The 26,779-nt window shown below is 31.2% G+C and carries 21 protein-coding genes, 1 tRNA gene and 1 pseudogene; 13 read left to right on the top strand and 10 right to left on the bottom strand.

The features are described 5' to 3' along the window. Positions 1-158: 158 nt before the first annotated feature. Positions 159-2,045, bottom strand: coding sequence for a S9 family peptidase (locus B3M86_RS03455; RefSeq protein WP_291076159.1), 1,887 nt, complete (start codon positions 2,043-2,045; stop codon positions 159-161). 185 nt (positions 2,046-2,230) lie between these two features. Further along, on the bottom strand, positions 2,231-3,070 hold the full coding sequence (locus B3M86_RS03450; protein WP_236688191.1) for a hypothetical protein: 840 nt from the start codon (positions 3,068-3,070) through the stop codon (positions 2,231-2,233). Between the two features lie 189 nt (positions 3,071-3,259). Here B3M86_RS03450 and B3M86_RS03445 point away from each other — a divergent pair, with 189 nt between their 5' ends. The 3 genes from B3M86_RS03445 (at position 3,260) to B3M86_RS03435 (ending at position 5,953) form a co-directional block, all read left to right on the top strand. After that, complete coding sequence (locus B3M86_RS03445; protein WP_291078966.1) at positions 3,260-3,619, top strand: hypothetical protein; 360 nt, start codon at positions 3,260-3,262, stop codon at positions 3,617-3,619. 103 nt (positions 3,620-3,722) lie between these two features. Next, the gene (locus B3M86_RS03440) at positions 3,723-5,267 is read left to right on the top strand and encodes a SulP family inorganic anion transporter (protein ID WP_038333625.1); all 1,545 of its coding nucleotides are present in this window, start codon (positions 3,723-3,725) and stop codon (positions 5,265-5,267) included. Positions 5,268-5,317: 50 nt separating this feature from the next. Continuing rightward, positions 5,318-5,953, top strand: coding sequence for a carbonic anhydrase (locus tag B3M86_RS03435; RefSeq protein WP_280051755.1), 636 nt, complete (start codon positions 5,318-5,320; stop codon positions 5,951-5,953). Positions 5,954-6,013: 60 nt separating this feature from the next. On the opposite strand, the gene B3M86_RS03430 is transcribed toward B3M86_RS03435, so the two are convergent. The 3 genes from B3M86_RS03430 to B3M86_RS03420 all read right to left on the bottom strand — a co-directional run bounded on the left by B3M86_RS03430 (position 6,014) and on the right by B3M86_RS03420 (position 8,123). Continuing rightward, positions 6,014-6,430 (bottom strand): hypothetical protein, encoded by a 417-nt coding sequence (locus tag B3M86_RS03430; RefSeq protein ID WP_286496144.1) that lies wholly within the window; start codon positions 6,428-6,430, stop codon positions 6,014-6,016. 7 nt (positions 6,431-6,437) lie between these two features. Then, on the bottom strand, positions 6,438-7,151 hold the full coding sequence (locus B3M86_RS03425; protein ID WP_286496142.1) for a hypothetical protein: 714 nt from the start codon (positions 7,149-7,151) through the stop codon (positions 6,438-6,440). 519 nt (positions 7,152-7,670) lie between these two features. Then, on the bottom strand, positions 7,671-8,123 hold the full coding sequence (locus tag B3M86_RS03420; protein ID WP_221854544.1) for a type I restriction enzyme HsdR N-terminal domain-containing protein: 453 nt from the start codon (positions 8,121-8,123) through the stop codon (positions 7,671-7,673). A gap of 3 nt (positions 8,124-8,126) precedes the next feature. Here B3M86_RS03420 and holA point away from each other — a divergent pair, with 3 nt between their 5' ends. Together holA and trxB are read left to right on the top strand one after the other, a co-directional pair. Next, positions 8,127-9,137 (top strand): DNA polymerase III subunit delta, encoded by a 1,011-nt coding sequence (gene holA, locus B3M86_RS03415; RefSeq protein WP_219034745.1) that lies wholly within the window; start codon positions 8,127-8,129, stop codon positions 9,135-9,137. 71 nt (positions 9,138-9,208) lie between these two features. Beyond that, the gene (gene trxB / locus B3M86_RS03410) at positions 9,209-10,153 is read left to right on the top strand and encodes a thioredoxin-disulfide reductase (protein ID WP_221854545.1); all 945 of its coding nucleotides are present in this window, start codon (positions 9,209-9,211) and stop codon (positions 10,151-10,153) included. A 141-nt stretch (positions 10,154-10,294) separates the two neighbouring features. On the opposite strand, the gene B3M86_RS03405 is transcribed toward trxB, so the two are convergent. Continuing rightward, a complete protein-coding gene (locus B3M86_RS03405; protein WP_219034743.1) occupies positions 10,295-10,942 on the bottom strand; it encodes a 2OG-Fe(II) oxygenase in 648 nt (215 codons plus the stop codon). 123 nt (positions 10,943-11,065) lie between these two features. Then, a complete protein-coding gene (locus tag B3M86_RS03400; protein WP_306822322.1) occupies positions 11,066-11,602 on the bottom strand; it encodes a GNAT family N-acetyltransferase in 537 nt (178 codons plus the stop codon). A 370-nt stretch (positions 11,603-11,972) separates the two neighbouring features. On the opposite strand from B3M86_RS03400, the gene B3M86_RS03395 reads away from it, so the two are divergent. The 8 genes and pseudogenes from B3M86_RS03395 (at position 11,973) to B3M86_RS03360 (ending at position 17,790) form a co-directional block, all read left to right on the top strand. Beyond that, on the top strand, positions 11,973-12,428 hold the full coding sequence (locus tag B3M86_RS03395; protein ID WP_219034742.1) for a hypothetical protein: 456 nt from the start codon (positions 11,973-11,975) through the stop codon (positions 12,426-12,428). Positions 12,429-12,640: 212 nt separating this feature from the next. After that, the gene (gene pnuC / locus B3M86_RS03390) at positions 12,641-13,228 is read left to right on the top strand and encodes a nicotinamide riboside transporter PnuC (RefSeq protein WP_219034749.1); all 588 of its coding nucleotides are present in this window, start codon (positions 12,641-12,643) and stop codon (positions 13,226-13,228) included. Then, positions 13,212-14,237 (top strand): hypothetical protein, encoded by a 1,026-nt coding sequence (locus B3M86_RS03385; RefSeq protein WP_291046102.1) that lies wholly within the window; start codon positions 13,212-13,214, stop codon positions 14,235-14,237. Before pnuC ends, B3M86_RS03385 begins: the two co-directional genes overlap by 17 nt. Before the next feature lie 28 nt (positions 14,238-14,265). After that, positions 14,266-14,337 (top strand) — tRNA-Arg (locus tag B3M86_RS03380). A gap of 64 nt (positions 14,338-14,401) precedes the next feature. Then, positions 14,402-15,168, top strand: a pseudogene (locus B3M86_RS03375) (sulfite exporter TauE/SafE family protein). Continuing rightward, on the top strand, positions 15,169-15,960 hold the full coding sequence (locus B3M86_RS03370) for a hypothetical protein (protein ID WP_221854784.1): 792 nt from the start codon (positions 15,169-15,171) through the stop codon (positions 15,958-15,960). A gap of 190 nt (positions 15,961-16,150) precedes the next feature. Further along, complete coding sequence (locus B3M86_RS03365) at positions 16,151-16,765, top strand: deoxynucleoside kinase (protein WP_038333632.1); 615 nt, start codon at positions 16,151-16,153, stop codon at positions 16,763-16,765. A gap of 71 nt (positions 16,766-16,836) precedes the next feature. Next, positions 16,837-17,790, top strand: coding sequence for an EamA family transporter (locus B3M86_RS03360; RefSeq protein WP_219034739.1), 954 nt, complete (start codon positions 16,837-16,839; stop codon positions 17,788-17,790). A gap of 96 nt (positions 17,791-17,886) precedes the next feature. On the opposite strand, the gene B3M86_RS03355 is transcribed toward B3M86_RS03360, so the two are convergent. The 3 genes from B3M86_RS03355 to B3M86_RS03345 form a co-directional block, all read right to left on the bottom strand. Beyond that, positions 17,887-19,155, bottom strand: coding sequence for an ectonucleotide pyrophosphatase/phosphodiesterase (locus B3M86_RS03355; protein WP_219034738.1), 1,269 nt, complete (start codon positions 19,153-19,155; stop codon positions 17,887-17,889). Between the two features lie 76 nt (positions 19,156-19,231). After that, positions 19,232-20,332 carry a serine hydrolase domain-containing protein gene (locus tag B3M86_RS03350; protein ID WP_286496138.1) on the bottom strand — a complete coding sequence of 367 codons (1,101 nt, stop codon included), beginning with the start codon at positions 20,330-20,332 and terminating at the stop codon, positions 19,232-19,234. Positions 20,333-20,596: 264 nt separating this feature from the next. Further along, positions 20,597-26,704, bottom strand: a complete 6,108-nt coding sequence (locus B3M86_RS03345; RefSeq protein ID WP_291053594.1) for an alpha-2-macroglobulin family protein — start codon at positions 26,702-26,704, stop codon at positions 20,597-20,599. Positions 26,705-26,779: the final 75 nt, after the last annotated feature.

Here is a 26,779-nt window from a genome sequence, read left to right as displayed (position 1 = left end):
TTTTTGAATTTACAACGATTATTCTACTCTACAAAATTTAAAAAAATAATTGATTCGTTTATTAGATATTGTCATTGATTTTCAAAGAAATAAAAAAAGTGCAATTTCTATAGAAATTGCACTTTTAAATTATAGTTATGATTTATAAATCAATTGAATTACAAGGTTTCTTTTAACCATTTGAAAAATTCTGTATGCCAAATCACAGAATTTTGTGGTTTTAACACCCAGTGATTTTCTTCAGGGAAATAAATAAAACGAGATTTGATTCCTTTCAATTGTAAAATTTGATAAGCCTCTTGCCCTTGTCCCATTGGCACACGATAATCATGACCTCCAACATAAATTAACATTGGCGTATTCCATTTATTTACTAATTCTGTACTACTTGGATCAAATTTAGAGTACGTTTTTTGCGCAGCTTTGTTATTTGTTTCCCACCAAGCGCCACCAGCATCCCAGTTTGTAAAGAAAATTTCTTCTGTAGTTCCGTACATCGATTTCAAATCGAAAACACCATTATGTGCAATAAAAGATTTGAAACGACCTTCGTGAATACCTGCTAAATAATAAACAGAATACCCTCCGTAAGACGCACCAACAGCACCACGACGATCTTTATCTACATAAGATTCCTTCGAAATATCATCAATCGCAGCCAAATAATCTTGCATTACTTGTCCTCCCCAATCTTTAGAAATTTGCTCATTCCACTCTACTCCATGACCTGGCATTCCACGACGGTTTGGCGCAATTACAATATACCCTTGTGCTGCCATTAATTGGAAATTCCAACGAGGAGAATAAAATTGTGTTAAAGCTGATTGTGGTCCACCTTGACAATACAATAAAGTTGGGTATTTTTTATTCGGATCGAAATTTGGCGGATAAATTACCCACGCATGCATTTCTTTTCCGTCTGTTGTTTTAATTTTGCGTGCTTTTACATCACTCAACGCAATATTATCAAAGATTTCTTTGTTTTCGTTTGTTAATTGCGTTAATGCTCCAGATTTTAAATCAACCACATAAATTTCTGCAGCGTGATTGATATCTGTTTTTGTAACAATTGCTTTATTACCAACAATTTCTTTGATGTCTGCAATGTCAAAATCACCTTTTGTAATTTGTTTGATAAAAGGCATTTTTCTCATTTTGAAGTTTACATCAACCTCAAATAATTGAATTGTTCCTCCTACTGGCGCATTGAAATAAATTTTGTTACCATCATTGCTCCATTTATAACCTTGTACGGTTCCGTCCCAATGTTTTGTAATATTCATTTCGATATCACCACGACGAACGATTAAATCATTTTTATCTGCTTCGTAACCATCTCGTTCCATGCTCAAAAACGCAAAATCTCCTTGAGAAGAAAAACTTGGTGTATTGTCATAACCCATTTTTCCTTCCGTGATATTTTTCGTCGTTTTCGTTACTAAATCGTATTGATAAATATCTGTATTTGTGCTTAATGCGTAATCTGTTCCGAATTTTTTCTTAGAAACATACAAAACTTTTGTTCCGTCTGGTGTCCAAACAAATTCTGAAACAGAATATGGTTCGTCTTTTAAAACATCAATTTTAGTTGAACCTTCTTTATTTTCTGACACAAATAAATGATCGTAATTTCCATCATTCCAAGTATCCCAATGTCTGTAATTTAATTCATTATAAATCTGCACATTCGATTTGTCCATTTCTGGATAATAATCAGAACCAAAAACCTTTTGTAATTTAACTTTATCAGTTTCTGCTTTATATTGTTGAGATTTATTCAACGATTCATCAGCCAAAAGCGTTTTATAATCTTCGATTTCCGAAGCTTTTCCTCCTGCCAACGAAATCATATACGTTTTCGATGTATCTTCTTGTGTTTTTACGTTAGTAGAAGTTACTTTGTAAATCAGATTTTTTTGATCTTTCGTTACTCCAACTGGAGCTACTTTTTTTACTTGCCAAAGAAGTTCTGGCGTCATTACTTTTTGTCCCATTGCTGTTGTCGATATCAAGATACTTGCGACTAATACAGAAAATCTATTCATGTTAATTTCAAATCTAAATAATTGTAAAAGTAACAATTCTTTATCGAGAAAGGTAAAATTTATAATTAAAAAAAGACATCATCCAGTACAAATTGTACTTAAATGATGTCTCCGCTAATAATTTTTTTCAAATCGTCTAATCGATTCTTAAAATTAGGCTATATATTTTATATTAAACTACTTAATTAAAAGTTTAACTTATTTTTATGAGTAAAAACTGGAATAATTGCTCCAAAAACTAAATTTTGTTGAGAGAACACAATATCCTGTTTTGCTTTATCAGCTTTGTTTGCAGTTGTACGAATATCACTTAAGTTAGCATATCCACCTTTTAATTCGGCTTGTACAAAGAAATAATCCCAAAAAGTAAAGTTGATCCCAACCATTGCAGCTGTTGCAAAACCTGCTAAGTGAAACTCATCATAACGTTCGTTACCCATCAATTTTACGTTAGAACGTGGATATAAAATCCCTGCTCCCAAACCAGCTGTTACGTTAACATCGATTCCTTTTCCATTTTTTGTGATTGGGAAATGTTGAATATTATCAAAACGACGAACCTCTAAATTAGCATAGTTCAAACCATCTGTATGCTCAAACGTTAAGAAATCTTCTGTTAATTTTTGATCAACATTATTATATGTTCCATCGTAATCTGAACCTGTGTTGATGTGACCATTCATTTTTACAACTTGGTCTTGATCCATCACATATTTCATGTGGTCAATCCCGAAAGAGATATTCCAATTATCCGAAACAAAGTAACCTAAACGGAAGTTATATTGCGGAATCGTCATAGAACTTGGATTGAAATACTTGATTCCAAAAGAAGTTTGACGGTCATGAGCTGCTACATTATCTAACGTAAAATCGTATCCATCTCCTTTGAACTGAATATCTGATTTTGTATACTGCGCGTGATTCCAACCCCAATAAACATAAAATTTACCTTTATTATTTTTTCCTTGCCCGAAAGTAGTTGCAACTAAAGCAACTAAAAACATTACACTTATATACTTTCTCAAAATTTAACTTTTTGCAAATTTATTCTTAAAAAAATTGAGTAAAAATGATTTATGATATCAATTTTATATCTAGACAATATTTAAAATCAATAAACATTGTTAAGCGTCATAAAATAAAATGATAAATATTTATTAAAAATGATGTTCTCTATTTTGTAATTAAAAATTAAAATATATTTTTGTGACATAATGAAAGACTACCTGATAAAACATAGCATTGGAATTTTTTTCACGCTTCTTTTGGTGTTCAGTACGAACATGCAAGGGTTGGCGGGTTATGTAGATTATCAGATGAGAATGGAGCAACAAGACAAAAAAGATTCTTCTGACAATGATCAAAAAGCTTTGTTTTCTCAAACTTCAACTGAAGAAGAAAATAATCAGAAAAATTCTTCGAGCGAAATTACAGAAAAAATACATTATTTCCACGAAATAAAATTGTTTACATTTTTTAATGTGAAACAAATTACATATTCGGATTTTCATCATTCTAATGCATATGCATCTTTAGATAATGGTGTGACAACTCCACCTCCAGAATTAGTTTAATTTTTTAATTGATTTTTTGCATCATCCTATTCAAATCTATTGAATGGATAGCAAATTTATTTTTATCATTTCAAATTATTAAATAATTCATTTTAAAACTATTATGAATCTTTTTCAAAATTGGAAAAAGGACATACCTGCGAGTATTGTTGTCTTTTTCGTTGCATTGCCTTTATGTTTAGGTGTTGCGTTGGCCAGTGGTGCGCCTTTATTTGCCGGAATTATTGCGGGAATTGTAGGAGGAATTGTTGTTGGTCTTATTTCTAAATCTCAAATTGGTGTTTCTGGTCCAGCTGCTGGTTTGGTCGTTATTGTATTAACTGCTATTACAGATTTGGGTGCTTACGAACTATTTTTAGTCGCGGTTGTTATCGCCGGAATTTTTCAAATATTACTAGGTATTCTAAAAGCCGGAGTTATTGGTTATTACTTTCCATCTTCGGTGATTAAAGGAATGTTATGTGCGATTGGTATTTCAATTTTCTTGAAACAAATTCCATTAGCGTTAGGATATACAGAAACATTTAGTTTTAGTAATTTTAGTTTAGATTTTATCACACCAGGAGCGATTATTATTACAGCAATCTCTTTATTTATCTTGATTGTTTGGGACAATATTTTAGGAAAAAAATCAAACTTTTTCAAATTATTACCAGGATCATTAGTAGCTGTATTAGTGGGTATTTTGTACCAAGTTACAATTGGTGATACCAACCACGAAGTATTTTCTATCGACCACAATTTATTAGTAAAAGTTCCTGTTCCTGAAAGTGTTTCAGATTTCTTAGGACAATTTACTATGCCCGATTTCGCCTCTGGATTAACAAATCCTATGGTTTGGCAAGTTGCATTTACCATCGCAATTGTAGCATCATTAGAGACTTTATTATCTGTAGAAGCAACTGATAAATTAGATCCTTTAAAACGTCAAACACCTACAAATCGAGAATTGATTGCACAAGGTGTCGGAAACTCATTAGCTGGTTTAATTGGAGGTTTACCTGTTACGCAAGTTATTGTACGTTCATCTGCAAATGCAATGAGTGGCGGGCTTACAAAACTTTCTACAATTACGCACGGTGTTTTATTATTAGTGAGTGTGATCTCTATTCCAATGTTTTTAAATTTAATTCCAAATGCGGTTTTAGCCTCTATCCTATTGGTTATTGGATACAAATTAGGTAATCCGAAACAATTCTTGGATATGAAAAAATTAGGAAAAGATCAGTTAATTCCGTTCGCAGTAACAGTTATTGCAATTTTGGCAACAGATTTATTAAAGGGTATCATCATTGGTCTTATTGTTGGTGTAGTGGTTTCCTTAATCAAATCTTACAATAACTCGCACGTAATGTTGGTGAAAGAAGGAAATGTTTTCCATATGAATTTTGCTGAGGAGGTAACGTTTGTAAACCGCGGTGCAATTGTAAAAGAATTAGATGGTTTGAAACCTGGTTCTAATCTTGAATTAGATGTTCGTAAAACACGAATTTTAGATTATGATATTATTGAATATTTAGATGAATTTAAAGTCAAAGCAAAAAATAATAACATTAATATTCGACTAATTTCCGAACGTGGAACAGTCGATAATCCCCCATCATTCAGAGAGTTTTTTGGTTACGTATTAGTTGCCGGAGCTCATTAATCTGTAAAAAACATATAAAAATTAAAACACACACAATAAAATTAAATATAATGAAAGCACATACATCAGAAACTCAAGCAACAACAACTCCAGATAAAGCGTTAGAATTTTTAAAAGAAGGAAATGCAAGATTTGTTCAAAATTTAAAAGCGAACAGAGATTTACTTTCACAAGTGAATGACACAAGAGAGGGACAATGGCCGTTTGCAGTTGTTTTGAGCTGTATTGATAGCCGTACTTCTGCGGAACTTATTTTCGATCAAGGTTTAGGAGATATTTTTAGTGTACGAATTGCTGGTAATTTCGTTAATCAAGATATTTTAGGTTCGATGGAATTTGGAACAAATGTGGCTGGCTCTAAATTGATTGTTGTCTTAGGGCACTCTAAATGTGGCGCATTAAAAGGCGGATTAGATGCTGAAGCGATTCACAAAACTGGAATGAATAATTTGTGTCATTTGGTTGATCATTTCAATCCAATTATCGACGAAATTATAAAAGATGGTGAAGAACGCTCTTCTAAAAATGCAGATTTATTAGAAAGATTAAATCACCAAAACGTTATACAAACAATAGAAGATATCCGTAACCAAAGTACAACCTTGAACACCTTAGAAAAAGAAGGGAAAATCAAGATAATAGGTGCAAACTACTGTGTAGATTCAGGCGTTGTAACTTGGTTATAAAACAATTAATTCTTTAGATATTTTTTAGTAATGTAAAAGCCACTCGCAGAGTGGCTTTTGTTATTTAATTAAATCTATAGTTTCTATTTTATAACCATCATAAAATATTCTATAATTATTTAATTTGTTTTTAATAATCCATTTAACATCATTCAAAACAAAATTATCTTCTAAAGCTCTAATAATATATCTATCATCAATATAAATTTCTAAAAATTTATCATCAAATAGTTTAACATTCGAAATATCCAATGACACTAACTCAAATAATTCATTATTATCAATATTAAAATTTGTAATCTTATTAAATATTTTACATCCAGATACAAATTCTATTATTACTTCAACAATTTTATCATAATAAATTGATTTATTACTAATTGAAAACTTAAACGATAAAATACCCGAATATTCAATTGAATACAAACTTGCATTCAATAATAATTTATTTAGTGTATATTCTATTTCTTCATTCATTATTAAATTAGTTTTCGTTTTTATAATGGTTTAAATGAAATGGTATCACTCCTTTTTTAATCAGTTCGGATTTTATTTTATCTGCGTAATTATTCGCAAACTTTTCCTTTTCCTTTTTCGGAAGATTTACATGAATATCATTTCGTCTCTCCCATTCATCAAATTCTTCATCCTCATGACCTGGTTTTTCTACTTGTTCTAAATAATGCACATAATGACCAAATTCGTGTAGTAATGTTCTATATAACTGTGTATTTCTTGCAAATTCAGGTTCTATTTTAGATGTAAAATATTTATTACTTTCTTCAAATATATGTCCATCATTTTTAAGTATTTCGAATTCTTTTCGTTCATCAACTGATAGCTTTTTACTCCAAATTAATTGTGAATCTTTATCTATAGATTCTAAAATAATAGCAGGAAAATCTTCTTTCTCGAATTCGTATAAATAAACTAATCTTCCCCAAACACTCGAAATAATTTGCTCCTTTCGCTTTGGTTGTCTCAAAACTATAAATTTTAATTCTCCATAATCCTCAACAGGTATATTTGAAATAATTTTTACAATATCATTTATTGAACATGCGTGAACAGAATTTAGTCTTGTATCTTCCACTACAAACACAAATTCATGATTATTAATAATTCTACTCTCTTTTTTATAAGTTGTTAGTTTTTCATAAAAAGATTGGTAACTACCATATGGAGTAGAAATCGTCAACTTATTATTCTTACTAAAACCCTGTTTGGCAGTACCTATATTTCTATTTCTTCTTGAAGGATTAAACAAATTACTTCTTTGTTAATAAAGTTAAACCATTTCACAAAATAAACTACATTTTCCATGTAATACACTAAGCTAACTACCTAATTTACTCAGCAAACTTACTTAAACACTTAGCTGACGACGTTCTGAACCTAGTCAGCTTCCAAATTTACTAAGTTGACGGTCTCTTTTACCAAGCTGGCTTGGTTACGAACCAAGAAAACGAGGTAACCTAACCCCAAATTTGACGTTCCTGACATTGTCAGCTAAGTTCTGGACGTAATCAACTAGGTATAAAACCTCATCAGCTTACTAAAATACAAAGCTAGCTTACTTCGGAACGTAATCAGCTTGCTTCAGAACCACGTCGACTACGTTCGGGACGTGGTCAGCTACGTTTGAAACGTAGTCAAGATCCATTAAAATCGCTCGAATTGACAAATTTTCACATCAACACATTAGCTCATTTTCAAATTATCCTTTCTTCGGCAACTCTTTCAAGAAATTATATCTTTTTTGAACAAAATCCATCATACAATAAAAATGATTCAAACCATTTGTTACCATCAACAATTGAGAACCTAACACAATGTTGTAACGCGCTATTTGATCAAAAGTTGCTTGCGAAATTGCAATATTCGGCGCTTTACATTCCACCATAATAAATGGTTTTTCTTGCTGATAAACGACAATATCTGCACGTTTTCGCATTCCTGTAATATCAATTGCAACTTCCAACGCAATCGCCGAAGTTGAATAACCCAAATCGTTGATTAAATAATTCAGAACGTGTTGCCTAACCCATTCTTCGGGCGTATAGACCAACCATTTTTTTCGAATCAAACAAAAGATATACAATTTATCTTGGGCTTGTTTCAATCTTATTTGGTATTTTTCGGAAAAATTTAATTGTACTAATTCAGTCATTGTATGAGTCCTGTAGAATCTTTGATCAAAGATATAAAAAACAAAAACTATAAACCGATTTACTTCTTGGCGGGCGACGAGCCGTTTTTCATCGATCAGGTAACTGATTTGTTGGAAGCAAATATTTTAACAGAAGAAGAAAAAGGTTTTAACCAAACAATAGTTTATGGACAAGATGTAGAAGTTGGACAATTGATTGGAATGGCGCGTCAATACCCGATGGGTGCAGAAAAATCTGTAGTGATTGTAAAAGAAGCGCAACATCTTAGCCGTTCGATAGATCAGTTGGAAATGTATGCAAATCAAGTACAAGATTCGACGGTTTTAATCATCAATTACAAAGGAAATTCACTTGATAAACGCAAGAAAATCTATAAAGTTCTGAATGAAAAAGGGTATTACCACGAATTCAAAAAGATTTATGAAAGCGAGTTACCTTCTTGGATAGAACAAAAAGTTGCAGCTAATCAATTTAAGATTGAACCAAAAGCAAAGTTTTTGTTGACGGAGTATGTCGGAGCAGATTTATCTCGTTTGAACAATGAATTAGAAAAACTCTTTACAATTGTTGGCGCGGATAAAACTATCACACCAAATCATATTGAGGAACATATTGGGATTAGTAAAGATTATAATGTTTTTGAACTTCGCAATGCAATCGAAACGAAGAACATCGAAAAAGCATTCAAAATCATTAAATATTTCGAGAAAAATCCGAAGGATAATCCGTACGTCGTTTCAATCACAACAATTTTTAATCTGTTTACAAACATCATTCAAATACATGTTACGCCAGATAAATCGAAGCAAAATTTGGCGAAAGTATTAGGAATTAATCCGTATTTTGTACAAGGAATGATGACAGCTGCAAGTAATTATCCGCTAAAAAAAGCTACGAGAATTATCTCATTTATACGTGAATATGATTTGAAAGGAAAAGGTGTTGGAACTACTGGAAATGTGACGCCAAGCCAATTATTAATTGAATTAGTGTATAAAATTATGAATCTATAATTTTCATCTATTTATAGAATCGAGAAAAATAAATAAGAAATACTAAATTTGTAAAAAAATAAAACAACACAATGGAAAATAACGTAAGAGATGTTATCATAATAGGATCTGGACCTGCGGGTTATACAGCGGGAATTTATGCTGCACGCGCGAACATGAATCCTTTGATTTTAACTGGTATGGAGCCAGGTGGACAATTAACAACAACAACGGATGTTGAGAATTTCCCAGGTTATCCAGAAGCAGTTACAGGACCAGAATTGATGGCTGATTTACAAAAACAAGCAGAGCGTTTTGGAACTGAAATAAAATACGAATATGTAACGGAAGTAACTTTTGGAGAAAAAGAAGGTGATGTACATACTGTAAAATCGAACAATGGAACTTACCAAGCTCGTTCTATTATTATTTCGACAGGTGCAACTGCGAAATATTTAGGTTTAGATGATGAAACTAAATACGCTGGTAGCGGAGTTTCAGCTTGTGCAACTTGCGATGGTTTCTTTTACCGCGGTAAAGATGTTGCGGTAGTTGGTGGTGGTGATACCGCTGCTGAAGAAGCAACTTACTTATCAAAACTTTGTAACAAGGTTTATTTATTGGTTCGTAAAGAGGAAATGCGCGCGTCTAAAGCGATGCAAGATCGTGTTGCAAATACACATAATTTAGAGGTTTTATATAACCACGAATTAATTGGTTTGGAAGGAAACAATGTTGTTGAAAAAGCGAAAATCATCAACAATGTTACAAACGAAGAAAAAGAATTAATCGTTGATGGAGTTTTTATCGCGATTGGACATAAACCAAATACAGAATTATTCCAAGGGAAATTGGATATGGACGAAACGGGATATTTAATCACGCAAGATCGTTCGTACAAAACAAATGTAGCAGGTGTTTTTGCTGCTGGTGATGTGCAAGATTCTGTTTACAGACAAGCAATTACTGCTGCTGGATCTGGTTGTGCTGCTGCATTAGACGCAGAACGTTATGTAGCAGAATTCTTTGAAGCTTAATTATATTTTTAATAACATATCAAAAAAACTCAACCAATTGGTTGAGTTTTTTTGATTCTTATTGTCTAAATCGTTCAAATTGATGCCAATATTTATCTAATGTAAATAGAAATTGAAATCTCGAAGCAACTACAGATTTTATTACAAATATGTCAAAATATTTCCTCTGGTTTTCAACCAACCTGTGATACTATATCTTGGTCGATTAACAGTTTTTACTTCGTGCGGAATAGTTTTACTATCAAAAACAGCCAAACGACCAGCAAGAGGTAAAATATCTAATTCTTTTTCAGCCTTATTTTCATCTGCCAAATACAAGGTCAATTGTCCGCCAAATTCATCTTTCCACTCTTCATCATTCAAATACAATACAATAGAAAGTGTGCGTCTATCATCATTCTTAAAAGCATCAACATGTTTTTGGTAAAATGTCCCTTCGGGATAAATAGCGTAATGAAATTCACTTTCCTCAATGCCCATGTAGCATGTTAAATTGAGATAGTCAATAAAATCATTGATTTTTGAGAAAAAAATTTCTTCCGTTTCTGTTTTATTTTCTTCATCAATCCATCTGATTTTATCGCCTCTGATTGATTTTATAATTTGTTCGTTAACCGAACTTCCGACAGCAGCTTGATGAAAATCTTTTTTATTTTCTTTTCGAATTATAGCTTCGCGAAGTTGCTTTGTTTCCTCTGTTGAGAAAAAAAAGTCTGAAATAGAGTATTTTTGATTTGATAAGTCATCAATAATCTTTTCATAAATTGGGTTTAATGTAATATTACTCATTCATTATTATGAAAACTTCAGTAAAAGTATATTTTATTACGAAAAACATAATCATATTTTTAAGTTTTTTTTCAAAAAAAGGACATAAAAAATCTGTCCTCAAAAAATAGTTTTAATTATCAATTACTTAAACCAGTCAACTTTATTCAACTGATAAATAAAATTTAACTTTGGCTCTTCTCCAAAATATTCAATTTGTTCTTCTTTCACTTTTTTACAACCCAAACGCTCTACTGCAATTTGCGAACGTACATTATCAGCGCCAACATGTAAATAAATTTTGTCAACAAACTGAAAAATATAATCAAACATTAATTTCTTAACAGACGGATTAAAACCTTTTCCCCAACAATTCGTCGAATAAAACGTATAACCAACCAAAATAGATGAATCTTGCTCATCATAATCGTAAAAACGAGAGCTACCAACAACTTGATTTGTCTGTTTATCAATAATCTTGAAAGCACCTTTACTTTGAATTGCACCTTCGAAAAAATTCATAAAAACATCTCTTTTCCAACGATTTTTATTTGGGTGCTGTTCCCAAACTTTCGGGTCTGAAGCAGCTAAATAAAGCGCTTCAAAATCATTATCGTTGAGCGGTTGAAGTTCTACTAAATCATTTTCTAAATTGGGCTGAATATTTATCATTTGTTTCATTTAATACAATACTAATTTACATTTTTCTTATACGATATTCATTAAAAATGATAATTAATTCATTGAAAATTTTTACATAAACTTTCTTAAAATGAAATCAGATAACTAAACTCAAAAAACAATTGGACTTTTATGGGAAGTCTATGAAAAGAAGCAAATTCTAGAAAGATTTCAAAGAACTTAATTAAAATGACAACCGAAGGATATACCCTTAAAGTTATTAAGATTGGACAATTAGAACTCTATAACCACAACAAGTTTCATTCAGAATTTTGTAGACGCTTATATAAAAAGGCTTGAACAATTAACAAAATAAATCTTGAATTTTATTGATTATTATTATACGACTAACTAACTTCACAGAAAAAATATGTTTTTAAATTTTGAAGATAAAGCCAGTCTTATTTCTAAACTAAAAAGTTTAAAAGTAGATCAACAGCCAGAATGGGGAATTATGACACCTCAACACATGGTTGAACATTTGATTGTAACCACTAAAATTTCAAATGGAGGTTTAACAGTACCTTGTCGAATTCCTGCAGAGCAAATACCCCAATACAAATCCTTTTTATTAGAATCTGATCATGAAATGCAAAAGGGGATAAAAGCAAATGGAATGGAAGGTTTACTAGATTTACGTTACCATTCTTTAGAAGCTGCAATAGAAAAATTAGAACAAGAAATTGATAAATTCAATTCATATTTCACAGAAAATCCTGATGCTAAAATTGTCAATCCTGTTTTAAATGATATTGGATACGAAGATTGGAAAACATTTCATAAAAAACATTTTACACATCATTTCAAGCAATTTGGTTTGATATAAAAAATACAATAATCAAAAAAGCTTTCTCNNGAGAAAGCTTTTTTGATTATTAATTAGGAAAACTCATCAAAACTTTTCATCTTTGCCTTTCAATGGGGTGCTAAAAAGCTGAGAATATACCCAAGAACAATTTTGTTCTATACCTGATCCAGATAATGCTGGCGGAGGAATTGATGTTAGCAATAACTTCTATCTCCTCATCAAAACAAATTATGATGAAGGAAATTATTTTACACACAACTTGGCTTGAATGGCTAGGTGTCACATTTTCTATTTTTCAAGTCGTATTGGCGAGATTCAATAATCCAAAAAATTATTTATTTGGAATTGCAGGAATTACATTATCGCTTTTCGTTATGTTCAATTCTAAGCTATATGCCGAGTTCACTCTTAATATTTATTATTTAGTGATGAGCATTTATGGTTGGTTATATTGGCAATTTGGACAACAAAAACACGAAATTGAAATTACGATAACCAACAAAAAAGAATGGGGAGTTGTCTCAGGAATTGTTTTAAGTAGTTTTACCATTTTTTATTTAACACTTACACATATCACCGATTCTGACGTTCCAATTTGGGATTCAATCGTAAGCGCATTTGCATGGGCTGGTATGTGGTTAATGGCAAAACGTAAACTCGAAAATTGGATTTTGTTGAATATTAGTAACATTATTTCAATTCCATTAATGATTCACAAAGATTTGTATTTATATGCTATTTTATCGTTGATTTTATTCTGTGTGGCGATTTCTGGATATTTTAATTGGAGAAAAATTTTGAATGAAAATAATGCTTGATATTCCCAAAATTCAAAAAGAATTATTGAATAAAGAATCCTTTAATCAAGTAGTTCTCGATCATATTTATACTCAAAATTGGTTGAATATTTGGGTTCCGAAACAATACAATGGACTTGGCTTACATTTTTCTGAAGGATTAAAAATTCTTCAATCAGTTGCTAAAATTGACGGAAGTTTAGGTTGGTTTATAACTCTTTGTAGTGGAGCAAATTATTTTTCTCGAAATCTAAAACCCGATATTGCTTATAATTTATTTTCATCACAAAAAACGTGTTTTGGTGGAAGCGGAATGCTTGGTGGAACTGCTGAAAAAGTTGGAGATAAATATATCATAAACGGTTTGTGGCATTATGCAACTGGCGCTCCTTACCTCACTCATTTTACATTAAATGCGAAAATAATCGAAGATGGAAAAGAGAAATTGGATAAAAATGGTGAACCAAAGTTTTTGTCATTTATTTTAAATAAATCTCAAGTTAAATTAATTTCAACTTGGAAATCAATGGGAATGGTTGCTACATCTTCTCATAGTTTTGAAGTAGAAAATGAAATCGTTCATCAAGATTATAGTTTTATTTATAATGAATTTTATAGTGATGATTTGGTCGAAAAAATACCTTTCCGAATTTTTGCTGATTTAACTTTATTGGTAAATTATCTTGGAATGGCAGAACATTTTATCGAAAAAAGTTTAGAGATTATTCAATACCAAAAACAAACTAATTTTGATAATTTCGTTATTAAATCAACTTCGAAAACTATTGAATTTGCTAAAACAATAGAAAATTTATTGACAAATAATTCTCCTATTTCAGAAGAAATCGAAACTGAAATTCATTCATTTGGAATAGAAACTGTTGAGAAAATCACTCAATTTATCATTGAAATTTATCCACAACTTGGAATTAAAGCTTCAAAAATAAATGAAGAAATCAATCAAATTTTCAGAGATTATTTTACCGCAACCCAACACCGAAATTTTAGACAAAATATTCAACTCAAATAGTCTATTTATCTATATTTGCAAAACTTTTGGCTGCGTAATTTAATGGATAGAATATCAGATTCCGGTTCTGACAGTATGAGTTCGAGTCTCATCGTGGCTACAATTTTTAATAATTCCTTCATTATTTATTATTTCTCTTATACATTTGCCAAAATTTTTCAGTTTTGGAAATCGAGATTTTATTCTATTTATGCATGGCAGCTTTTTGCGCTGGCTTCATCGACTCTATTGTTGGTGGTGGTGGATTAATACAAACGCCATTATCACTTGCTTTTTTACCTAATTTACCTGTTTCAACAGTAATCGGAACGCTAAAAATTCCAGCATTTAGTGGAACAGCTTTAGCAACTTCACAATATCTAAAAAAGGTAAAAATAGATTGGAAACTTTTCACGATTATGGCTATATGCGCATTTGTTTCTGCTTTTTTAGGATCACAATTGTTAACGGTTATCAATAATGATTTTATGAAGCCTGTTTTGTTAATCATTTTGATTGTTTTAGCCATTTACACTATTTTCAAGAAAGATTTTGGACAAGCAACCGAGCGTAAAATTCCTTACCACATTGCGATTATCAATGGTTGTATTGTGAGTATTGCAGTTGGTTTTTACGATGGTTTTATTGGTCCTGCAACTGGAACTTTCTTTATTTTGGGATTCGTAACACTTCTTGGTATGGATTTTTTGAAAGCTAATACTAATGCAAAACTGATCAATTTAGCAACTAATTTTGGTTCGATTTGTTTGTTTTTAATCAAAGGGCAAATTATCTGGAAAATAGCTTTACCAATGGCTATTTGCAACGCTTTAGGAGGTTTATTGGAGCAAAATTAGCCATCAACAAAGGGAATAAATTTATTCGATACATATTTATTTTGGTAATCCTACTCTCAATTTGTAGATTTGGTTATGAAGTAATTTTCAAGTAAATGAAAACCATTTTTTCAATTATTTTTGTTTCTGCATTTATCACTGTTTTTTCTCAAAAGTTTGAGTTAAAAGATTCAGTTTTGATTGAAAATAAAACAATCAAATCAATTGATACTGATCTAAATAATTCGATTTATTTGATTTCAGATACTAGAATTGAAAAAATATTTCAGTCGAAAAAGAACAAAAGTATTGATCTCAAAAATATTATTACTTCAGTTGATGTCAATAATCCACTTCGAGCTTATGTGTATTCAAATTTTAATCAACTCACTATTTTAGACGAAGATTTGAATCCTATTCAGGATATTGTAAAGATTAAATCTAACGATTTTATGCCTGCAGCATTAAAAGTTGTTGACACGCAATTTTGTTGGTTTTATGATTTAATCGGGAATAAAATTGTTTACTATAATTATCAGTTACAAAAACCAATTCTGACATCAAAACAAATTTATTTGAAGTATAATGATCAATCAATCGATAAAATACATGTGTACAAAAATTTGGTGTATTTAAAAGGTCAGAAAACAATTTATGTTTACGATGATTATGGAAATTTCAAATCTAATTTTGAATTTGACACCAATCAGCAACCTTTTTATTTTTATAAAGATGTTATTTTCTATATAAATGACAATAAACTAATATCAAAAAATATTGTTAATCAAAATTTGACGACTTTTATCGATTTAGAAAATGTAAAAAGTTTTGCGTTTAGCGAAAAAAATCTTTATACTTTGGTCGAAAATAAAATTTACACTTATACTATTTTAAATACAAATAATTAATAATAAACTATTTAATCAATTAAAACTAATTACTAATCCTTATTTATTTTTAATTTATAATTGAATAAAAATTCATAAATCAATCGGAATAATTTTTTTCTAAAAAAAGATTTTTCTATGAGTCGCTAGCTTAGATTTTGTTTTGAAAATTAAGCTTTAGTATATTTGCAAACGTTAAAATAATTGGAAAATGCATATCGCCATAGCCGGAAATATTGGAGCAGGTAAAACTACTCTAACAAACCTTTTAGCAAAACAATACAACTGGACAGCTCAGTTTGAAGATGTAGAAATGAATCCGTATTTGGATGATTTTTACAACGACATGGAAAAATGGGCGTTCAATCTTCAGATTTATTTCTTAGGAAGCCGTTTTAATCAAGTAAAAGAGATTAGAGAAAGCGGAAAAGACATTATTCAGGATCGTACAATTTACGAAGATGCGCATATTTTTGCGAGTAACTTGAACGATATGGGATTATTGTCTACAAGAGATTATAACAACTATTTACGTGTTTTTAATTTGATGACAAGTTTTGTAGAAGCACCAGATTTATTGATTTATCTTAAAGCTTCAATTCCTACATTGGTTTCGCAAATTCAGAAACGTGGTCGCGATTACGAAAATTCGATTAGTATTGATTATTTGAATCGTCTAAACGAGAAATACGACAAGTGGATTTCGAATTATAAAGAAGGAAAAGTGTTGGTAATCGACGTGGATAATTTAGATTTTGTTGAAAATAAAGAAGATTTAGGATTCATTTTCAATAAAATAGAAGGAGAAATTAACGGACTTTTTTAGTCAGAAAAAATAAAGTAACTTGCACGGCTTGATTTTAAATTTAATCAGGCCGTTTTTTTGCGTAAAAAATTATGGAAAATAAAAGTATTTTGAAGGGAGTTTTGTTCGTTGCAATGGGCGCTAGCTTCTACGGAATGTTAGCAACATTTGTAAAAATTGCATACGATCAAGGCTATACGACTGCCGAGGTAACAACTTCTCAGTTTGTATTAGGAATTTTGATTTTGGGAATCATCAACTTATTTATGATGAGTAAAAAAGATTTACCAAAGATTGAACAAAAAGATAAAAAAAGGTTGATTCTTGCTGGAACTTCGTTAGGTTTCACAAGTTTATTTTACTATCTAGCGGTACAATATATCAATGTGTCAATCGCAATTGTATTGTTGATGCAAACGGTTTGGATTAGTATTTTGGTTGAGAGTATTTTGGGAAAACAATTTCCTTCTGCCAAAAAATTAATTGCAATGGTTTTGGTATTATTTGGAACTGTTTTGGCAACAAATTTAATCAACCAAGAAGTCGAGTTAAATCCTAAAGGATTGTTTTGGGGATTTTTAGCAGCTTGTTCTTTTACGACTACCATGTTTACATCGAATAGTTTAGCCAATTATTTACCAGCTTATAAAAAAAGTTTGTGGATGCTTTTTGGAGGTTCTATTATTGTGTCTCTATTTTTGTTTTTTAGCCAAATCGGACCTTATTACTTTGATGGTTTAATGAGCTTTTACAACAACTTTTCAAATGATGTAAATGGAATTCATGCATTCAATTTTAGCATTTTTTATACTTGGGGATTACCGTTGGCAATTTTCGGAACTGTCTTACCTCCTATTCTTTTAAACAAAGGTTTTCCGCACACAGGATTAGGTTTGGGAAGTATTGTTTCTTCGTTAGAATTACCCGTTTCAGTAACCATGGCTTTTGTGCTTTTACATGAACAAGTACTCGCAATACAATGGACAGGAATCGCCGTTATTATTTTTGCTATTATTATATCAAATCTGAATTTTAAGAAAAAATAAATTCAAAATGACGAATTCTTATAAGTCAATGAAAATTCAATAACAAAAAAAGCCAACTCTTAATAAGTTGGCTTTGTATTTTGAGTAAAATCTAAATTATTTCACCAAAATTTTATTGGCTAATTGATTTGTTCCATCAATTTTTTCTTGAATTGGTAAACCTAATATCTTCGCAAGCATTGGATAGATTTCTGTATTTGGAAAAACTTTAATCTCTTTACCAGACTTAATATTTGGTCCCCAAGCCATAAAAGTCGCTTTCATTTCTGGCGTTTCTTTTACATAAAAACCATGCGAACCTTTCGGTGCATTTTTGTTTGAGAAATAGTTTGGAGCATGTGCAATCAAAATAATATCTCCAATACGATTGTATCGATCATTCTTTTTATCAAAATGATATTTAGATGGGACATTTGTTGTTTTATACACTTCGAACGTATTATTCTGAACTGCTTTTATTTCTTTGTAAATTGATTCGATATCATTTTTATCTTTTACAAAAAGACTTACATAAGAACCATTTGAAGCAACTTGTACTTTTGATTCATCAATTTTAATTGGCAATTTCAATGGATTTTCATCATCAATTCTTGTCATTCCATGATCAGAAACAAAAACAAAATTCACTTTCAAACCTGTTTTTGCAACCTCATCATTCAATTTCTTGATTGATTGATCTACAAATTGTACAGCTTCCTTTGTTTCAGGTGCATCAGGACCAAAAGAATGCCCTGCGTGATCTACTTCCGGAAAATAAAACGTAATTAAATGTGGACGTTTTTCAGCTGGTAACTCCAACCAATTTACAACTTGCTGAATACGGTAATCAATTGGTGATTTTTCCGAATACTTGTACGAATACGTTGGGAACATACCATTAATAGGCGCTTCCGAACCTGGCCAATAGTAACAAGCAGCTAACATTTTGTTCTGTTCTGCAAGGTTCCAGATTGGCGTTCCTCCGTACCATTTCGGATTGATAACTGCATTTCTATTTCCCAATAAATAACGATCACCAACTTCTCTGTCTAACATATTATTTCCTACCAAACCATGATGAATAGGTGTTAAACCAGTTACAATTGTATAATGATTTGGAAATGTAACAGAAGGAAAAGACGGATACATGGCATCTGCTTTCACTCCATTTTTAGCCAAAGCTAATAGATTTTTAGCTTCATGTTTTTGAGCATAATCATAACGAAAACCATCTGCCGAAATCAAGATAACATAAGGTTTATCTTGTTGTTTGGCATCATTTACACGATTTTCGATTACGATTTGTTCTTCGATTTCTTGTGCATTTGCTGTAACTGAGAACGTTAAAACAATTGCAGAAAATATACTAAGTATTGATTTTTTCATGCCTCAAATTTAGAAAGTTTTATACTTAGAATGAATTAAAAAAATGTCAAATCTTATGAGAAAATTATTCAAAATTCTAACTCTTCTTCATCAACAACTTCAGAAATTCTTTTCCAATAAAAGGATTAATGATATGTTGAAACCCTTTTTGCAAGATAAAAACTGTAATTGTCGCATTAGTTTCTGGCGAATAAATCACATCTGTTCCCCACCAACCACCATGATAATAGGCATTGAATCCCATATCAAAATGATAAATTCCCAAACAATATTTCGATTGATCCGAAGGTAAAACATATGTTGACATCGAATCCAAAATTTGTTTATTCTGAATAATTTTCCCTTCAAACAAATACTGAAAAAACAGAGCCGATTCTTTCGCTGTCGAAGCTATTCCACCACCACCATACAAATCCCACGAAGGATCTAAATCATACGAATCCCACTTGTATTTATCTGCATATTGATGCGCAAGCGGAAGTGTTTTCGAAGGATATTTCTCCAAATCGATAAACCACGTTTGTGTCAAACCTAATTCTTTATACTTTAACAAATCTCGAATTACTTTGTAAAATGGTTGACGCGTTTTTTGTTCAATAATTTCTGCTAAAAGCAAATAATTGATATCACCGTAACTAAACTTTTCTCCTACTTTTTGTGGACTTCCGATTTCCATTGCTCGTTTTATTTGTTCCTCCTTCGTCCATTTATATTGCGGTCGCTGATTAACTAATTCAAAATACGCATCATCGACATAATCTTGTATTCCAGAAGTGTGCGACAACAAATGTTTGACTGTTATCGTATTCAAATCATAACCATCTTTTTCGAGCAATTGACGAGTCTTCTTAGACAATAAATTCTTGATCGATTGGTTAATTCTAACTTGACCTTTTTCTACCAAACGCAAAATTGCAGCAGCTACATAAGGTTTGGTATTACTTGCGATTAAAACCGGTTGTTGGCTGTTTAAAATTTCGTTGGTTTTAATATCCAAAACTCCTTTTGCATAACTCCACGAAATGTTTTGTTCTGGTGCTTCAACGTGAACAATAATTCCGACAGCGTTTTTATTTTTTTCGTAAATCGAATCTATTTTAGATTGAAAAATGGTTTGCAGCTGCGCAAATCCGATAAAAGGAATGAGTACAATATTGAGTAGAAGTCTTTTCTTCATTTAGTGTTATTTGATTTTAAAGATAAATAAAATCTTGAATTGTATGTGATACGCTTAACGTTTTAAGTTGTACGTAATATGTTTTACAAAGTGTAAAATTCGAAACACTAATCTCGTAACTCACGCAACTCATAAATCAAAAGAAAGCTAAGCAGGAATTACTAAACTCTTGCTTAAGAGTTCACCAACTCTTAGGTATCTTTTAACCAAAATAAAGGCAAGATTAAAAATCTTGCCTTTATTATTAAACTTACAAGTTAAAATCTATTTAATTTCAACACGAATTCCTTCACTTTGCGCACTCAATTCTGGTGCATACATATTTTGCATCGATGTAATTCCGTTCGAGAAATTACCTGCATTATTCGCTTTCAAATCATATTCGAAAACATATGTTCCTTTTCTCATGTAATCCGAAAAGAAATTAGTTGCAGCATCTCTTGTGCTTTCGTAATATCCAAATTCGCCTTTCCATTTGTAACCAGAAAGTACATTCACAGGTTCGAAACCACTTGCACGCATATCTTTGATGTGTACAAACTGCATGTTGCGATCAACAGAAATCTCTAATCGAACAGTTACAATATCACCAACTTTTATCGGTGTTGACGTTGTAATTTCTTTCAGAATTGGACCATTTGCAGAATTCGATTTAACAAATAATTTCTTGTTGAATTTAATTCCAGTTTCAGCAGATTTTATTTTATCTAAATCTTCAAAATATTGCCAATACATCGCTCCCCAAGCAACACCTGGAGAAGTTTTCGAAACTTCAACTTTACCCATTTCAGGTTTAATTTCTTCTTTGTTCCAAGAAGTTTTTACATAACCCGAACCAGCTTGCGCATTGTTATCTAAATCAATTTTTTGATTTCCGATCTTCACTTCAATTCCTTTCTCTGCATCTATCCAAGATTTTCCGAAATTCATTAAAGCATAAACCGCTTTTGTCGTTGCTTTTGTCGAATTCCACTGATTTGTTTGACGATTTTTCAATAACCAAACTTTCATTTCTTCGACAGATTTTTCATCTTTTGTTACCTCGTCAAATGCTTCGATTAACAACGATTGTGTTTCTACAGGCGCTTGATACCAAAACCAACCCGGTTGATTTTCTTTCCAATACATACCCATTTCATCCGATTCTACTGCTTTTTCTTTGATCGAATTGACTACAATCTTAGCAGCAGACTGCATTCCAAAACGATTCATCACAATTGCAGCCATTGCTTTTTGTTGCAACGACAACTCTAATTTTGTATCATTTAGATTCTTTAACATCGCTGTTTTCATTTCTTCCAATTCTTTCGACATCGGATAATCTTCTAAGAAAAACGAACGCGCATATAAATAATGTAAACCGTCTGAATACGTAACATCCTTGAATGATTTTTGATCTTTTTTGAACTCTTTGAAACGTTTTAAATTCTCATCATCAATAAACTGAATCGCTTTTTTGATTAATGGATTTACATCTATTTCAAATGCTTTGAAATTCACATCCATTTTCTTCATATTTCCGAAACCAGAAACAATATGCGTTGTGATATATTCGTTTGGACGACCACCGTCAAACCAAGCAAAGCCACCATTTGATTGTTGTTTATCCGATAATTTTTGGAAAGCCGATTTCATTTCCGTTTGCATTTGATTCAATTCAAATAAAACTGCAATTTGCTTCATTTGCTCTTCTTCGCTTTCTGCATTTTTCATCCAAGGCGTTTCTTCTAAAATGATATTTTTCAATTCTTGGTTCAATTGTAATTTTGATTTCAATTCACCTTTTTTGTTCCAATCATCAAAAACAGCTTTAATTTTTGGATTTGAATTGATCACTTTTTCTGAAATCATATTTCCATATAAACGCGAGAACACTTGCTCTGCACATTCGTAAGGATATTCGCGCAAATAAGGCAACGAGAAAACTGCATACCAAATCGGATTCGTTGTCATCTCGAATGTTAATTTGAAATTATCTAACGAAGTCGATTTATTGTTGATCATGTTATCAAATTGGAACGATTTCTTTTGACCTTCTTTCACATAAATCGGCAACGTTTCTGTCACCATCATACGATTTGTCAAAATTGGTAAAGCCGATTCTTCACCATCCGAAAAATCTCCAGCCGAAGCCACCACACGATACACAACTGCTTGTACATTTTTCGGAACATCAATTGTCCACGTCACTTGATCCGAGCTTCCTTTTGCAACAGAGAAATTCTGAACTGCATTTGTCAATTTGAATTGTGCATCAATTGGTTGATTGGTAAACGCATCAAACAACATCAATTTCGCAGAACCATTTAATACCTTATCTGATAAATTATTAATCTTAGACGAAACCGAAATTTGATCGCCTTCACGTAAGAAACGTGGCATATTTGGCACAACCATCAAGTCTTTTTGCGTGCGAACATTTTGCTCCAAATAACCTGTTTTAAGGTCTGGCGTATGTGCAATTGCCATAAATTTCCATTCTGTTAAACTTTCTGGCGTAGTAAATTCTATAATAATATTTCCTTTTGCATCTGTTTTTAAGTTTGGATAAAAGAAGGCTGTTTCATTTAAATTTGTACGCGCTTTTACATTATCTAAAGTTGCGTTTGCCTCTTTTTTAGTTGTAATAATCACTACTCCATTTGCTCCTCTTGCTCCATATAAAGCAGTCGCCTCTTCTCCTTTCAATACATTCATAGACTGAATATCATCTGAATTAAGTTCTGGCATTATATCATACACAACTCCATCTACAACATAAAGTGCATTTGAAATTTCGGCAGAAGAAACTCCACGAACTGTTACATTTGCAGAAGCTCCAGGTTCTCCTGCTTGAGTTGAATAACCTAACGATTTCTTATCTCTTGTAATTCCTAAAGCTGTTACAACAGAACCTTCTAAACTTACATCAGCAGCAGCCCCCATTTGTACCTCAACATGAATTTCATTTTCTGATACTTCTTTTATTTTTACACCTGGCGCAACAGACTTCATCATCATACGATTCATGCGATATTGATTGAAACCAAAATCAAATAAATTAAGGTCTAATCCTGCATATCCTCTTGCATAAAAATCATAATTTGTACGATAATAAATTGCTCGAGATTGATTTGTTATATAAAATTGATATAGATTAAAAGGGTTATTTCTTCTTGAATTTGTAAAATCATACACATTAAAATCTAATGAATTTGACGCAAATTGATCCAACGAAGCGTCGTACATACTTGTTAAAACCTCAGCTGAAACTTTATCTTTATTTGGTCCTTCAATTTTTAGTTGCCATTTTTCTTTTGCACCTGGCGTCAATTTATCACGTAAAACTTCAGCCGTAACTTTCAGTTGTTTATTGGTAAACGGAACTGCCAAATTAAGACTTCCTGTTTGCACATCATTGAATTTCGTCATGGCATAATTCACATAAATTCCACCGCGATATTCTTCTTTAATTGGAATTTCGACTACAGATTTTTTACTCAAATCCAAAAAACCTTTCTCAATAATTGTTTGATTCGCCTCTACTTCATAATACACAAATGTATTTTTAGAACCCGATTTGAACTCAATTTTTGCAACATCTTTTGGTTCGAAAGTCAATTTATTAGGCGAAACTGCTAAAAGTGTTTTAATTGCATTTGCTTTCTTTTCATTCGAAACATAAATCAATTTATCCACTTCCACTTTTTGTGTTCCGTCCATCACAAAACCTTTTACAACATAATAACCTTCTTCTAAATTTGAAGCTTGATTAAATTTAATTTCATCAGAAATTTTTGTATCAAAATCACTTTCAAAAACCTTTTGATTTGTTGTCCACGTTTTTGGATTCATTTCGTCACCATAAGGTTCATTCGGAAATATTTTTTTGAATTCTTCTTTCGAATAAATATTATAATCTGTTGTAAATTTTTGACGACGAACTATTTCTTTTGGTGCATTTAACGAATAAATTTCGACGTGTCCTTTTCCATCTAATTTTTCATCATTCAAGTTTTTCACTTCAATTTTGAAAGCTTTCAAATCATCTACTTTAGCTTTCTCAGAAATAGCAATATTTAACGATATTCTTGTGTCTCCAACTTTTACGGAAGAAGATTCTGATTGCGTTTCTCCATTGATATCCGTTGCATTTACTTCAATAAAATAATTGTAGGTTCTTACCTCATCTTTCTTTTTCTCCGAAGCTGGTTTTGCTACAAATTCAAAGTTAAATTTTCCTTCCGCATCTGTTGTTGTATCTCCAAACGTAATTTCTTCTCGTTCTCCACGACCTGCTGGAATTGAGCGATACCAAGGCCAAAATGTAAAAATTTCTTGACGATAAACACGATACGAAACTTTAGCATTATCGATATTAGCACCAGAAAAAGCAATCGCCTTTCCTTCTACTTTTACCTTGTCGTTTAAACTATAAACACCTTTATTTTTCTCTATTTCTACTTTGAATTTTGGACGTTTATATTCTTCCACTTTGAATGAATAATAACCGTCTTCATTAATAGCTCTGATCGAAAAGTTACCTGTTAAAGCAGAACTTGGCAAAATAAAACTTCCATTTACAGATCCAAATTCATTAGTTGTTAAATCTATTTTAGAAAGCTCTTTATTGTTAACATCATATAAAGCAATCGTCAATTTAGAATTTGGAATGATATTTCGAGTTTTATCTTTCGATAAATAATAAATTCCTTTGAAATAAACCGTTTGTCCAGGACGATAAATCGCACGATCTGTGAAAATCTTGACAGAAGAATCATCATCTTCATCATCACGATCATAATCGTAGTAATACGTTGAATAAATAGTATGTTCGTCTTTCACACGATATTGAAGATTTCTCCAGCCCGAAGGAATTGTTATTATTCCATCTTTATCCGATGTTAAAGTTTTTGTTTCCTTTTTATTATAATTTGTCAAATTAGAAAACTCAACCGCAACATTACTTTCTGGTTTTCCAGTTTCACGATTCACAACCGACAATTTATCATTTAAAGAATTTATCGCATATTTCGAAACCATTACATCTAAATAATCAATATCGTCTTTTGTGTTGATTCTGAATTCAGAATTATTCGAAAAAAGGACAATATAACGACCAGATTTTAGTGGATTTAATTTAACAATTGTCGAATGATTTTGATAATCTTCAAACGATTTAACATCAATTGCATATTGATCAACAACCTTTAAACTATTCAGAAATTTTTGCGCTTCTGCAATTCTATTTTCGTTGTAAACATTTAACGCTTGTATTTTATCTTTTCCATCAAAACCTTCATTATAAGCGAAAATTCTCACAAAAACTTGCGACAAATTTTTATGCGTTAATTGAATTGGTGTATTCTGATTTTCGTTAATATATCGCTCTGCTTGTACACTTAATTCTTGCGATTTTATCTTCGAAACTAAATTATTTATATTCTCTAATTCCTCCGAATTTGGATAAAGCTTCGCAACTTTTTGTTGTAGTTCAAAAATCTTATTTACGTTCGCCAATTTATCTTCTTGCAAACCATAATAATCTGTCGCTAAAGTTGCATACACATAAGACGAATACCATGCTTTTGGATATTTTGTTGCTAAAAATTCTTTTTGTTTAATAATTTCTTGAACCGAAGTCGAACCTCGGTTTGAATCAATTAAAATCAATTCATTGTACAAAACAGCATTTTCGTTATTTTTTTGTTTATTAATCTCAACTAAATCAGAAAGCAATTGATTTGCTTTATCTTTTTCATCATTCTCATTCAGATAATTGATATAATTTCTTGCTAAAACATCATACAATGTTGGCGTTAAATCAAATTGTTGTTGCGCATTTTTCTTATCATTTGCAATATTCAAAATCATTTTATAATCTTGAGATTTTGCATTTATTAATTCATTTTTTGGTTGAATTGATTTCGAAAAATAATCATTAATTGTTTTCTTAAAAGTATCTTCTGTCCAAAATCTCACATCATTTGTAGCTTGATTTTCGACATTTGTACGACTATTGATTTTCCAACGATTTTCGTTGTAATACAATTGATATAACTCAGCTAAATATGAATAAACAATCGCATTATTTACAATTGATTTTTCATCTAAATCCTTTTTAAACAAATCAAAAACGAAGTTTACATCATCTGTTTCATCAGAAGTTGCGACTTTTATTTTTGCTTCATAAAACAAAGCTTTCAGATAACTTTGTTGATTATTTTGCTTTTTTGATAACGTTTTAAGTTCATCAATTTTTGGTTGGATAGATTTGAATTGACCATTTTGCATTTGTTGGTCAATTTCCTTCCACTTTTGATCAATCGTTGGGGATTGAGCCATAAGCATCGAATTGGTTAAAATTAATAATAAAAACAGTAGCTGTTTCATAGATTCTTTCTTTTATCAGTAGATGCAAGTTACGGAAAAATGGTTGGTTGAGGAAGTAAAAAAATTATCAAATGG

The organism is Empedobacter sp. UBA6305, from assembly GCF_002440405.1.
GTDB lineage: Bacteria > Bacteroidota > Bacteroidia > Flavobacteriales > Weeksellaceae > Empedobacter > Empedobacter falsenii_B.
Note: the sequence above shows the minus strand (reverse complement) of the source record. Positions and strands in the feature narration are given on the sequence as shown.

What these genes read in the sequence shown, in the direction of transcription:
- B3M86_RS03455 (WP_291076159.1), bottom strand. Translation starts at nt 2,045, where the DNA reads ATGAATAGATTTTCTGTATTAGTCGCAAGTATCTTGATATCGACAACA.
- B3M86_RS03445 (WP_291078966.1), top strand. Translation starts at nt 3,260, where the DNA reads ATGAAAGACTACCTGATAAAACATAGCATTGGAATTTTTTTCACGCTT.
- B3M86_RS03440 (WP_038333625.1), top strand. Translation starts at nt 3,723, where the DNA reads ATGAATCTTTTTCAAAATTGGAAAAAGGACATACCTGCGAGTATTGTT.
- B3M86_RS03435 (WP_280051755.1), top strand. Translation starts at nt 5,318, where the DNA reads ATGAAAGCACATACATCAGAAACTCAAGCAACAACAACTCCAGATAAA.
- B3M86_RS03430 (WP_286496144.1), bottom strand. Translation starts at nt 6,430, where the DNA reads ATGAATGAAGAAATAGAATATACACTAAATAAATTATTATTGAATGCA.
- B3M86_RS03420 (WP_221854544.1), bottom strand. Translation starts at nt 8,123, where the DNA reads ATGACTGAATTAGTACAATTAAATTTTTCCGAAAAATACCAAATAAGA.
- holA (WP_219034745.1), top strand. Translation starts at nt 8,127, where the DNA reads ATGAGTCCTGTAGAATCTTTGATCAAAGATATAAAAAACAAAAACTAT.
- trxB (WP_221854545.1), top strand. Translation starts at nt 9,209, where the DNA reads ATGGAAAATAACGTAAGAGATGTTATCATAATAGGATCTGGACCTGCG.
- B3M86_RS03405 (WP_219034743.1), bottom strand. Translation starts at nt 10,942, where the DNA reads ATGAGTAATATTACATTAAACCCAATTTATGAAAAGATTATTGATGAC.
- B3M86_RS03400 (WP_306822322.1), bottom strand. Translation starts at nt 11,602, where the DNA reads ATGAAACAAATGATAAATATTCAGCCCAATTTAGAAAATGATTTAGTA.
- B3M86_RS03395 (WP_219034742.1), top strand. Translation starts at nt 11,973, where the DNA reads ATGTTTTTAAATTTTGAAGATAAAGCCAGTCTTATTTCTAAACTAAAA.
- pnuC (WP_219034749.1), top strand. Translation starts at nt 12,641, where the DNA reads ATGATGAAGGAAATTATTTTACACACAACTTGGCTTGAATGGCTAGGT.
- B3M86_RS03385 (WP_291046102.1), top strand. Translation starts at nt 13,212, where the DNA reads ATGAAAATAATGCTTGATATTCCCAAAATTCAAAAAGAATTATTGAAT.
- B3M86_RS03370 (WP_221854784.1), top strand. Translation starts at nt 15,169, where the DNA reads ATGAAAACCATTTTTTCAATTATTTTTGTTTCTGCATTTATCACTGTT.
- B3M86_RS03365 (WP_038333632.1), top strand. Translation starts at nt 16,151, where the DNA reads ATGCATATCGCCATAGCCGGAAATATTGGAGCAGGTAAAACTACTCTA.
- B3M86_RS03360 (WP_219034739.1), top strand. Translation starts at nt 16,837, where the DNA reads ATGGAAAATAAAAGTATTTTGAAGGGAGTTTTGTTCGTTGCAATGGGC.
- B3M86_RS03355 (WP_219034738.1), bottom strand. Translation starts at nt 19,155, where the DNA reads ATGAAAAAATCAATACTTAGTATATTTTCTGCAATTGTTTTAACGTTC.
- B3M86_RS03350 (WP_286496138.1), bottom strand. Translation starts at nt 20,332, where the DNA reads ATGAAGAAAAGACTTCTACTCAATATTGTACTCATTCCTTTTATCGGA.
- B3M86_RS03345 (WP_291053594.1), bottom strand. Translation starts at nt 26,704, where the DNA reads ATGAAACAGCTACTGTTTTTATTATTAATTTTAACCAATTCGATGCTT.